Source organism: Polaromonas sp. P1_E1_2 (assembly GCF_056406035.1).
In genome coordinates, this window is record NZ_JBFUAZ010000070.1 from 1 (window position 1) to 10,863 (window position 10,863).

The 10,863-nt window shown below is 64.1% G+C and carries 10 protein-coding genes and 1 pseudogene; 2 read left to right on the top strand and 9 right to left on the bottom strand.

What is annotated here, in order from left to right:
* The first annotated feature begins 178 nt into the window (after nt 1-178).
* Nucleotides 179-1,111: a CoA transferase gene (locus AC1D1P_RS05860; protein WP_477669400.1), complete on the top strand. Its 933-nt coding sequence runs from the start codon at nt 179-181 to the stop codon at nt 1,109-1,111.
* A 76-nt stretch (nt 1,112-1,187) separates the two neighbouring features.
* Here the strand turns inward: AC1D1P_RS05860 and AC1D1P_RS05865 are convergent, their stop codons facing one another.
* The 4 genes from AC1D1P_RS05865 to AC1D1P_RS05880 form a co-directional block, all read right to left on the bottom strand.
* A complete protein-coding gene (locus AC1D1P_RS05865) occupies nt 1,188-2,030 on the bottom strand; it encodes a hypothetical protein (RefSeq protein ID WP_477669399.1) in 843 nt (280 codons plus the stop codon).
* Between the two features lie 153 nt (nt 2,031-2,183).
* Nucleotides 2,184-2,729: an RNA polymerase sigma factor gene (locus tag AC1D1P_RS05870; RefSeq protein WP_477669621.1), complete on the bottom strand. Its 546-nt coding sequence runs from the start codon at nt 2,727-2,729 to the stop codon at nt 2,184-2,186.
* Nucleotides 2,729-3,187 carry a YgaP family membrane protein gene (locus AC1D1P_RS05875; protein WP_477669398.1) on the bottom strand — a complete coding sequence of 153 codons (459 nt, stop codon included), beginning with the start codon at nt 3,185-3,187 and terminating at the stop codon, nt 2,729-2,731. The genes AC1D1P_RS05870 and AC1D1P_RS05875 overlap by 1 nt, the downstream gene beginning before the upstream one ends.
* Nucleotides 3,188-3,240: 53 nt before the next feature.
* Complete coding sequence (locus AC1D1P_RS05880) at nt 3,241-5,640, bottom strand: YgiQ family radical SAM protein (protein ID WP_477672371.1); 2,400 nt, start codon at nt 5,638-5,640, stop codon at nt 3,241-3,243.
* A gap of 176 nt (nt 5,641-5,816) precedes the next feature.
* Between AC1D1P_RS05880 and AC1D1P_RS05885 the strand changes: the two genes are divergently transcribed.
* On the top strand, nt 5,817-6,233 hold the full coding sequence (locus AC1D1P_RS05885) for a DUF2784 domain-containing protein (RefSeq protein WP_477672372.1): 417 nt from the start codon (nt 5,817-5,819) through the stop codon (nt 6,231-6,233).
* On the opposite strand, the gene AC1D1P_RS05890 is transcribed toward AC1D1P_RS05885, so the two are convergent.
* The 5 genes and pseudogenes from AC1D1P_RS05890 to AC1D1P_RS05910 form a co-directional block, all read right to left on the bottom strand.
* A complete protein-coding gene (locus AC1D1P_RS05890) occupies nt 6,230-6,574 on the bottom strand; it encodes an antibiotic biosynthesis monooxygenase family protein (RefSeq protein ID WP_477672373.1) in 345 nt (114 codons plus the stop codon). The two genes, AC1D1P_RS05885 and AC1D1P_RS05890, sit on opposite strands and share 4 nt — an antisense overlap.
* 22 nt (nt 6,575-6,596) lie before the next feature.
* The gene (locus tag AC1D1P_RS05895; RefSeq protein ID WP_477672374.1) at nt 6,597-7,763 is read right to left on the bottom strand and encodes a cytochrome P450; all 1,167 of its coding nucleotides are present in this window, start codon (nt 7,761-7,763) and stop codon (nt 6,597-6,599) included.
* A gap of 266 nt (nt 7,764-8,029) precedes the next feature.
* On the bottom strand, nt 8,030-9,307 hold the full coding sequence (gene fahA, locus AC1D1P_RS05900; RefSeq protein WP_477669393.1) for a fumarylacetoacetase: 1,278 nt from the start codon (nt 9,305-9,307) through the stop codon (nt 8,030-8,032).
* Between the two features lie 5 nt (nt 9,308-9,312).
* Nucleotides 9,313-10,617: a homogentisate 1,2-dioxygenase gene (gene hmgA / locus AC1D1P_RS05905; protein ID WP_477669392.1), complete on the bottom strand. Its 1,305-nt coding sequence runs from the start codon at nt 10,615-10,617 to the stop codon at nt 9,313-9,315.
* A 60-nt stretch (nt 10,618-10,677) separates the two neighbouring features.
* Nucleotides 10,678-10,863: pseudogene (locus tag AC1D1P_RS05910) on the bottom strand (MarR family transcriptional regulator); the annotation flags it as partial.

The window sequence follows — 10,863 nt, forward strand, 5'->3', positions numbered from 1 at the left end:
GTCTCAGATTAATTACTGTTAAACAATAATTAATAGTCATAAAACAGAAATTTTCTTCCCCTCCAACCAACCGGCAATGACACCTGTGAAGCCGCCACTCAAGGGTTTGAGGTAAATTGACCCCACAACCGCCCGGTGCCCGACGCTTTGCGGCCCCCACCCGTTCACAGTGACCTCCATGCCGCCCTCACCCTCCAAACCCAACCCCGCCAAAGCGCTCCAGCCGATGCAGTCACTCAAGGGCGTGCGCGTGCTGAGCCTGGCGCTCAACCTGCCGGGCCCGGCCGCCCTGATGCGCTGCCGCGAGATGGGCGCCCGCTGCATGAAGCTGGAACCTCCGCCGCACGAAGGCGCGCCGGCCGGCGCATCGGGTGACCCGATGAAGCTCTACAACCCCACCGCCTATGCAACCCTGCATGCGGGTGTGCGCATCGCCACAGCCGACCTGAAAACCGAACGCGGCCAGACACTGCTGCACCGCGAACTGGCCCAAACCGATGTGCTGCTCACGTCGTTCAGGCCGGCGGCGCTGGCCAAGCTGGGGCTGACATGGAAAGCACTGCACAAACAGCACCCGCACCTGAGCCAGGTCGCCATCGTCGGCAGTCCGGGGGAACGGGCTGACGAGCCGGGCCACGACCTCACCTACCTCGCGCAGAACGACCTGATCACCGGTGTGGACCTGCCCGCCACGCTGTACGCCGACATGGGCGGCTCACTGATGGCCGGCGCAGCCGTGCTGCAGGCCGTGATGCACCAGCGGGCGAAGGGCAAAGGTGTTTTTCTGGAAGTGGCCCTTTCCGGCGCAGCGGCTTACCTGGCCCTGCCCCGCGCCTGGGGACTGACCCAGCCCGGCGCGGCAGTGGGCGGCGGACATGCGGGCTACCGCGTTTACCGCTGCAAGGACGGGCGCGTGGCACTCGCCGCGCTGGAGCCGCACTTTGCCGCGAGCCTGTGCGCGGCGGCTGGTATGGCGGCCTCCAGCATGAAGGCCATGTTTGCGCCCGCCATGCATGCGGCTATTGAGGCCTGGCTTCTGGGCAAGACGCGCAAGGAGCTGGACAAGCTGGCGCAGGACCAGGACATCCCACTGCATTCGCTATCAAATTAGGAGCTTCTTGCGCTTGTCCTTATTGATCAAACGGCCGATTTGATGCACGAACCGGATGCGCCGGTACCCTCGCGCATCAACATAGGGTGGAGGCTGCCGGCCGCCTTTGCCAGCGCTGCCCCAGCAACACCTGCCTGACGAAACCGTACAGGGCCCACAACAGCAGCAAGGGGATCACCAGCGTCTGCAGCACAAAAATCACAATGAGCCGGACGATGTGTTCGGTGGCCTGCTCGGCCGCCCGCTTAAGGTTCTCGAAGTGTTTTGTCACATCGCCGTTTTTTGCCAGCCAGTCTTTCAGGCTGTCCACCAGGCCGCGGTTGTCGGGTGCTGCGGCAGCCGGCGAATTGAGCTGGCTGGCCTTGCCGGTGGCGCTGTCGATCAATTGCTGGCTGGCGGCGTAGTCGGCCGCGAGGAATTTTTGCCACAGTATGTCGGTGCCCAGCGTGACCACCGGAACCGCAAAGCGCAGCATCAGCAGGATCACCAGCAGCCTTGACAGCCACAAAGGCACGTGCGGCCTGCGCAGGTAACACCACCACCAGCCCAGCACCGTGGCACTCAGCGCCAGCGATACCGGCCAGTAGCTGCCGATGCTGATCAAGGCTTTTTGAACGCCGAACGCGACACTGGCCGCCAGCATCAAATGCGAAAACTGCTCCACCAGGTCGTTGACCGGATCCAGGATTTGCCCCGGCGCAAACGTGACACCCACGCCGAAAGGCTGCACCGAAGCTTCGGTCCCCTGCGCCACCGAAATCACGCCGTTGAGCAGCCTGGCCGTGGCAAAACTCAGCAGCGCCCTTTTCAGGCCGGCATCCACCTGCCGCATGGCGGGGGCATCCAGCGGCGCCAGCCATGCGCAGGCCAGCACGGCGGCCATGGTGAAAGCGGCAAGTGCTTTGCGGGCAATGTCCATGGTGTCTCCAGAAGGTGTGAATGAAGCCAGGGCCAGTGGAAGGTCTGAGGCCTGGCGGCTTGCCTCCACTTATCTTGCCAGAGAACCCCATCACATGCGGCCATAACTACCCTCTCCTGCTGATCGCAAGGAATCCATGACGGTGAAGCGGCGTCATGCACCGGTCTTCACGCGGACAGCTCCATCAGGCCGCAGGTATTCACGCACCATCGCACGCGCCCGGTGAATGCGGCTTTTGGTGGCTTCGCGGGTGAGCTGCAGGCGCTGCGCTATTTCGGTGATGGTGAGCTGCTCCATGTCGCGCAGCAAAACCACCTCGCGGTACATCAGCGGCAGGGACTCCAGCGCACGGACCAGGTCGATGCGCAGTTCGTCCTGCGGCATCTGCGCAAAGTACTGGTCCTTGTCGTAGTCGGTAAGCGCCTGGGTGCCGCGCATCAGCGCAAGCGCCGGCAGCATGCACAGCCGCGCGATGATCTTGAACATCCAGCCGCCCAGGGCTGCGGCGTCGCGCACGGTGCCGACGCGGCGGTAGATGATGATGAGCGCCTCCTGCACCACGTCTTCGATGGCCGAGCCGCGGTGGCATTGGTAGCGGGCGTAACGGCGGGCATCGGGCTGCAGCTGCCGCAGCAGCGAAGCCAGCGCGGCCGGGTCACCGGCCTGCGCTGCGGCAAAAAGCGCCGTTTCAATGGCCATCACCAAGGGCCCGGCTTTTCCAGCTTGCGGCCCACCATGGCGCAAGCCGGGCAAAAACCCAACAGCCCTGTCAGCACTGCGACCACGCCGGCGCAGGCCGCGAGCAAACCAAGCGGCGTCACACCCAGCACCAGCAGGCCGCAAACGACCATCAAGGCGCCGGACACACCACGCGCCCACCGCTCTTTGGGCCCCACATTTTTGCGATAGAACATGAACTTTCCTTTAGCTGCCGTCAAAACCGCGGCATCGCTGCAAGGAGAGGTCATGCGGGCAAAAGGATTCACGTTGGGGAAAATATTGTTGAAATATTTGCTGGAATATCGTTCGCATGAAGAACCGGCCAAGCTTAGCCGGGCATGCCGGAGCTGCCGGGCTACTAATTCGCGCATTCCGGGGCTATCAATTCGATAGCTGCTCGCGCATGTTCCTATTGGGTCAGAAGCCAATTTCGTCATAAAAAAGGCTCCATCGGAGCCTTTTTACCTCGAAATGCCTGCGTTGGCAGCGCCTAGCGGCCCTTGCGGCCACCGGGCTTGCCACCGGCGCCCTGCGCCAGCGGCGGCAGGCCGGTGTGGCGCGTCAAGAGGCGCCCCTTGACCACCGGCGAAGCTTTCACCGTGGCGGCAGTGCCGGTCGAGTTCTTGCGCCGCGCGCTGGTGTAGCTGCCGTCGGTCATCGGCTGGAAGGTCGGAATCAGGTGGTGCTTGCCGTTACCGATCAGATCCGCCCGGCCCATGGCCTTGAGCGCTTCGCGCAGCACCGGCCAGTTGTTCGGGTCGTGGTAGCGCAAAAAGGCCTTGTGCAGCCGGCGGCGGCGCTCGCCGCGCACGATGTCCACCGTCTCGCTGTCGCGCGTGATCTTGCGCAGCGGGTTCTTGTTGGTGTGGTACATCGTCGTGGCCGTGGCCATCGGGCTTGGGTAAAACGTCTGCACCTGGTCGGCGCGGAAGCCGTTTTTCTTGAGCCAGACCGCCAGGTTCATCATGTCTTCGTCGCTGGTGCCCGGGTGGGCGGCGATGAAGTACGGAATCAGGAACTGCTTCTTGCCGGCTTCCAGCGAATACTTGTCGAACATCTGCTTGAACTTGTCATAGCTGCCGATGCCGGGCTTCATCATCTTGGTGAGCGGGCCCTGCTCGGTGTGCTCGGGCGCGATCTTGAGGTAGCCGCCCACGTGATGGCTGACGAGCTCCTTCACGTACTCGGGGCTTTGCACGGCCAGGTCGTAGCGCAGGCCCGAGCTGATGAGAATCTTCTTCACGCCCTTCAAGGCCCGCGCGCGGCGGTACATCTTGATGAGCGGGTTGTGGTCGGTGTTGAGGTTGGAGCAGATGCCCGGGTACACGCAGCTTGGCTTGCGGCAGGCAGCCTCGATTTCGGGCGACTTGCAGCCGATGCGGTACATGTTGGCAGTCGGCCCGCCCAGGTCGGAGATCGCGCCGGTAAAGCCCTTGACGGTGTCCCGGATGGCCTCGATCTCACGGATCACCGAATCTTCAGAGCGGCTCTGGATGATGCGGCCTTCGTGCTCGGTGATGGAGCAGAAGGTGCAGCCGCCGAAGCAGCCGCGCATGATGTTCACGCTGAAGCGGATCATCTCCCAAGCCGGGATCTTGGTGGCGCCGTCATGGCCGCCGTTTTCGTCGGCGTAGCGCGGGTGCGGTGAGCGCGCGTAGGGCAAGTCGAAGACGTAGTCCATCTCGGCCGTGGTCAGCGGGATGGGCGGCGGCGTGATCCACACGTCGCGCGCCGTGGCGCCCTCGCCGTGGGCCTGCACCAGGGCGCGGGCGTTGCCGGGATTGGTTTCGAGGTGCAGCACGCGGTTGGCGTGGGCGTACAGCACTGCGTCGCTCTTGACCTGCTCGTAAGACGGCAAGCGGATCACGGAGCGGTCGCGCGGCGGAACCTTGATCTTGCCTTGCGCGGTGTGCACCGTGGACGGCAGGTTGGGGTTGGCGACGAAAGTCAGCGGCTTGATGGCCGGGTTGGCTGCAGCGGCAGGCTTGGCTGCCTTGGCGACTACAGGCGAGCCTTTCGCTTCTGCCTCAACCGCCACTTCAGCGGCTTCATCTTCCCGCGCGCAAGTAGCGCCCTGCTCGCGCGCCTGGTCGGAAATCATCAAATACGGGTTGACATGCGCTTCGACCCGGCCCGGTGCATCCACGCTGGTGGAATCGATTTCAAACCAGCCGTTGGCGGTTTCGTCGCCGCTGCGGCGGATGAAGGCCGTGCCGCGAACGTCGGTGATGCTGGCGACTGGCTCTTTGGCGGCCAGGCGGTGGGCGATTTCGACAATCGCGCGTTCGGCATTGCCGTACAGCAGCAGGTCGCATTTCGCATCGACCACCACGCTGCGGCGAACTTTGTCGGACCAGTAGTCGTAATGCGCGATGCGTCGCAAGGACCCTTCAATACCGCCCAGGATGATGGGCACGTCTTTGTAGGCTTCGCGGCAGCGCTGCGAATACACCAGGGCCGCTCGGTCGGGGCGCTTGCCGCCGATGTCGCCGGGCGTATAGGCATCGTCGCTGCGGATCTTGTGGTCCGCCGTGTAGCGGTTGATCATCGAGTCCATGTTGCCGGCAGTCACGCCGAAGAACAGGTTGGGCTTGCCCAGCACGCGGAAAGGTTCGGCGCTTTGCCAGTCGGGCTGGGCGATGATGCCGACGCGAAAGCCTTGCGCCTCCAGCATGCGGCCAATGACGGCCATACCGAAGCTCGGGTGGTCTACATAGGCGTCGCCGGTGACGATGATGATGTCGCAGCTGTCCCAGCCGAGCGCGTCCATTTCGGCCCGCGTGGTGGGCAGAAATTTGGCCGTACCAAAGCGGGCCGCCCAGTACTTGCGGTAACTGGTGAGCGGCTTGGCGGCGCGCGTAAAAAAGGAGACGTCGACAGGGGCGTTCATGGACTTGAGGTAACCCTCTTGGGTAACCCTCCATTGTAAGGTTTACCCTGAGTTTTGCCTCTTTATTCGGCATTTAAGCCCTACAAACACCTGTCCATGCGCTATTGGCATGTTTAAAGTGGCCTCATGACCACGAATGGCCACGAATTACCCCGCATCCTTACTCCATCATGCCCATGAGCCCTTTCACTGCGGCCCTACTTGCCGACTCCATTCTGGTGCTGCACGTGGCGATCGTCGCCTTTGCCGTGCTCGGCCAACYGCTGTTCATGGCCGGCGGCTGGCGCGGCTGGGCCTGGGTTCGCGCGCCGTGGGTCAGGCTCACGCATCTGGCGTTGATCGGCTTTGTGGTGGCGCAAAGCTGGCTGGGAGAGGTCTGCCCGCTCACCATTTGGGAACAGGCCCTGAGGCTGCAGGCCGGGCAAGCCAGTTATGGCGGCTCCTTCATTGAGCACTGGCTGTCGCGACTGATCTTTTTCGACGCGCCCGCCTGGGTGTTCATGACGGCCTACACCGGATTCGGCGTGCTGGTGCTGCTGAGCTGGTGGTGGTGGCCGCCCCGCTGGAAGCGCGCCAGGCCCCGCAGCGCCTAGCCGTGCTGCTCGCGGCTGTCCGCCGGCGCCTCGTCGCGCTCATTCAGCCCGTAGTCACGCAGCACGTGGGCCACGCGCAGGCGGTAGTCCTCAAACACGCCGCCGCGCCCGCGGCTTTGCGCCTTGCGGTGGGACTCAAGGCGGCGCCATTCCATCACGGCGGCTTCGTCCCTGAAGAATGAGAGCGATAGCAGCTTGCCCGGTTTGCTCAGGCTTTGAAACCGTTCAACGGAAATAAAGCCGTCGATTTGCTCAAGCTGCGGTTTGAGCGCTGCGGCAATATCAAGATAGGTTTGCATGTTGCCCCCGGCGGGCTGCACTTCAAAAATGATGGCGATCATGTGGCGCTTTCAGTCGTGGTACTCAATCAGAAAAAACCGGGATGCGGGCATTCAGGGAGGGCCGGTGGTGCCAGCCTCCCGGTTTCGGCAACCGCAGCTTGCCTGAATCCAGCAAGGCCTGGACGGCCGCGGAAGCAATGATGCAGGCCAGCGACTGCCCCGGGCACTGGTGTGCGCCCCTGCCGAAGCCGGGCACCTCACGGCTTGCGCGGTCCAGCAAAAACCGTTCGGGCTCCGGGTTGCACAAGGGGTCGCGGCCGGCGGCCGCCAGAACCACCAGGATGGCATCGCCCGCCTTCAGGGAAACCCCCGCCACCTCCGTTGCCTCTGCCACAAAACGGCGCGTGTTGTGGATGGACGGGTCGTGGCGGCTGACCTCGTTCACCATCTGAAGCAGCTTGCTCCTGTCCTGCCCCATGGTTTCGGCCAGGCCCGGCTGCGTGGCCAGGGCCACCAGGCTGTTCCCGACAAGGCCGGCAGTCGCCTCGCAGGTCTGCGACAGCAGGCCGACCAGGTTGGCGAGCAACGCTGCGGCGTCATTCCAGCCCGCCTTCTGCGCTTCCAGCCGGACACGGGCGACGGCGCTCTCCGGGTTTGCCTCCGCCTGCACCAGCACCGAGAACCTTGCCAGCAAGGCCGCTGCTGCATCACCCGCCGCAGCCAGTTGCTCCGGCGTGCTGAGCGGCGAGAGGCAGGCCACAAAGTCGCGCGTCCAGCCCGCAACGCGCGGCAGCTCGGCCTGCGCAAAACCCAGGGCATCGGCGACTGCCATCACAGGCACATCAAAAGCCCATTGCGACAACGCCGCTCCGCGCAGGGGTTCGCCACCCATGGCCTTCGCCGCAATCAAGCCGGTGCGCTCGCCAACACGGTCCAGATCCAGCGCGGCCAGGAAACGCTGCAAGGCCAGTTTGGGTGCGTCGTGCCGGATGCCGTCGTTCATGCGAACCAGGTGGCCGAACACCTCACCCGCCGCCGACCCGACGATGGCCTGCGGCACGGGCTCAGCCGCAGGCCGTACGCGGCACGCCGGGTTGCGCAGCACGGCATTGACCGCGGCCGCACTGGTGGCGACCCAGAGCTTGCGTGCTGCGTCAAACACCAGCGGCGGGCCGGCCACCAGCGCGGCGTAATAAGGATAGGGGTTGGGGTGGCTGGGCGCCGCGAGGACGTGTTCGGGATGCTGCATGAGCGCCATTTTTGCCCAGGTGGCCGGCGGGATGCTTCGTTGCGGGGCGAAGTGTTGGCAGTTGCCCGCCGAATGCTTACGTGCGGGGACATGGATACAACCTGCCGGCAGGGTTAAAGAGCTTCGAAGCAGCTGTTTGGGGGATTCACCGGCCCTGAAATGCTAAAAATCAGCATTTTCAGAACGAAAAGTGCCGACAGCCCTTATGTAACAAGCGCGAGCAGCTATCAACTTAATAGCAAAACGCATCTACAACACAAGGTGCCTTACAGGCCCCTGGCCGGCAGCACCTGCCCACGGCACTCGCCAAAACCAATCCGCCGGAAGCCTTCGCGCACGCAGCTTGCACGCAGGATGACGGCGTCCCCGTCCTGCAGGAAGGTGCGCTTTTCGCCATTGGCCAGGGTCAGCGCATTCTTGCCGCCCGAGCTCAGCTCCAGCAACGAGCCGGCCTGTTCCGGCGCCGGGCCTGACAGCGTGCCCGAGCCCAGCAAATCGCCGGGCTGCAGGTTGCAGCCGTTGACGGTGTGGTGCGTGAGCAGCTGCGCCACCGTCCAGTAGGCGTCACGAAAGTTCGATTGCGACAAGCGCTCGGGGCCCCGGCCAGCTTCCCGCATGGCCTCGGTCTCTATCCACACTTCCAGCGCCACATCCATACCACCCAGGCGGCGGTTGCCTTCCGAGTCCAGGTACGGCAATGGCTGCGGGTCGCCTTCGGGCCGCACGAACGGTGCGCGAAACGGCGCCAGCGCCTCCATCGTGACGACCCACGGCGAGAGCGTGCTGGCAAAGTTCTTGGACAGGAACGGTCCGAGCGGCTGGTATTCCCAGGCCTGCACGTCACGCGCCGACCAGTCGTTCAGCAGCACCATGCCAAAGGCATGTGCTTCAGCTTGAGCCATGGCGATGGGCTCGCCCAGCGCGTTGCCCTGCCCCACCAGCACGCCGAGTTCCAGTTCGTAGTCAAGTCGCTGGGTGGGACGCAACACAGGTGCCGCGTCGTCCGGGCCTTTGGTCTGGCCCATCGGGCGGGGAAAGGCCTGGCCGCTCACACCGATGGACGACGCGCGGCCGTGATAGCCGATGGGAACCCACTTGTAGTTGGGCAGCAGCGGTGCGTCAGGCCGAAACAGCTTGCCGACGGTGGTGGCGTGGTGGATGCCGGTGTAGAAGTCGGTGTAGTCGCCGATGCGGCAAGGCAGGTGCAGGGTGACCGAATCCTGGGGGGACAAAAAGTTCTTCCACTCAGCTTGCTTTGAGCTGCCCTCTGCGAGGCCTCGCGAGATCGCCGCTCGCAGCGCACTGATCGTCGCCGGGTTTTGTGCCATCAACTCATTCATGTCACCGGTATCGAGCAGCCCGGCCGCCCGAACATCCAGCACCTGGTCGCCAATGGCCACGCCAATCTTCCGCTCCCCGCCCGGCCCATGGCTGTAGGTGCCAAAAGGCAGGTTCTGGATCGGAAAGTCTGTTCCCGCGTCATTCGCAGATGCGACCCAGCTGCGCAGCTCAGGGTCGTGGGTGGCGTTGAGGGACTGGTTCATGCGCGTCAGCCCTTGAACTGGTCTTTGAGCCCGGCCCAGCAACTGCTGTAGCCGGCATCCAGTGCTCCGCCCTCTATCGCATAGGCCGTGGGAATGAAGCGGTAGCGGCTTTCAAACATGAAGGCCAGCGTGTTGTCCAGCTTGTGCGGCGCCAGCGGGGCCGTGCTGGCTTTCTCGAAGGCTTCGGTGTCCGGGCCGTGCGGCACCATGCAGTTGTGCAGCGACGCGCCGCCGGGCTTGAAGCCTTCGGGCTTGGCGTCGTACTGGCCATAGACCAGGCCCATGAACTCGCTCATGAGGTTGCGGTGGTACCAGGGCGGGCGGAAGGTGTTCTCGGCCACCAGCCAGCGCGGCGGAAAGATCACGAAGTCGCAGTTGGCCGTGCCCGGCGTGTCCGAGGGCGAGGTCAGCACGGTGAAGATGGACGGGTCCGGATGGTCATAACTGATGGAGCCGATGGTCATGAAATGAGCCGTGTCGTACTTGTAAGGCACCAGGTTGCCGTGCCAGGCCACCACATTGAAGGGGCTGGCGGCTTGCCTGGCCGACCACAGGCGGCCGCCGAATTTCTTGACGATTTCAAAGCCGCCCTTGGGTGCAGGCGCGCTGTCGAACGCCGCCGTGGGTGCCAGGAAGTCACGCGCGTTGGCCAGGCCGTTGGAGCCGATGGGGCCGAGTTCCGGCAGGCGAAAGTGCGCACCGTAGTTTTCACAGATATAGCCGCGCGATGCGCCGTCGGGCAAGGCCACGCTGAAGGCCATGCCGCGCGGTACCACGGCGATTTCCCCGGGCTTGACATCCAGGATGCCCAGCTCGGTCGTCACCACCAGCCGGCCCTGCTGCGGCACCAGCAGCATCTCGCCGTCGGCATTGACCAGCGCGCGTTGCGACATGGAACGATTGGCGACATACACCTGCGCGGCCATGCCCGTCTGCGCTTCGGCGTCGCCATTGGCGGCCACAGTGCGAATGCCGTCCACAAAATCCAGCGGCTCGGGGGGAATGGCGAATGGATTCCAGCGCAAGGGATCGGGCGGCACGGCGCAGCCGCCCGCCGCGCCGGTCGTCCACTGCGGCTGTTCATACGGCTTGTAGCCACCCGCCATTACCGAAGGCTGGCGGCGGTACATCCAGGTGCGGCGGTTCTCGGCGCGCGGTGCGGTGAAGGCGGTGCCGGAAATCAGCTCGGTGTACAGATCGTGCGGCGCGCGCTGCGGGCTGTTGCGCCCTTGCGGTAGCGCGCCGGCAACCGCCTCGCTGGCAAATTCATTGCCGAAGCCGGACTGGTAATGCAAGGTGTTGGTGCTCATGGACGTTTCTCCCGGGAATCTGCAATGTTCAGAAAAGTTCAGTTCAACGGCTCAATGCCATCAATCTTCGGCATCGTCAGGCTCACCGCCACCGGCCCTGGCCTTCTCGATCAACCTGTCGAACAAATCACTGAGCTGCGTGCGCTCGGCCGCGCTCAGCACACCAAAAATGTCCTGGTTGCGCTGCCCCACCACGTTCATGGTGCGCTGCCATGCTTTCTTGCCTTTGGGTGTGAGTGTCAGCAC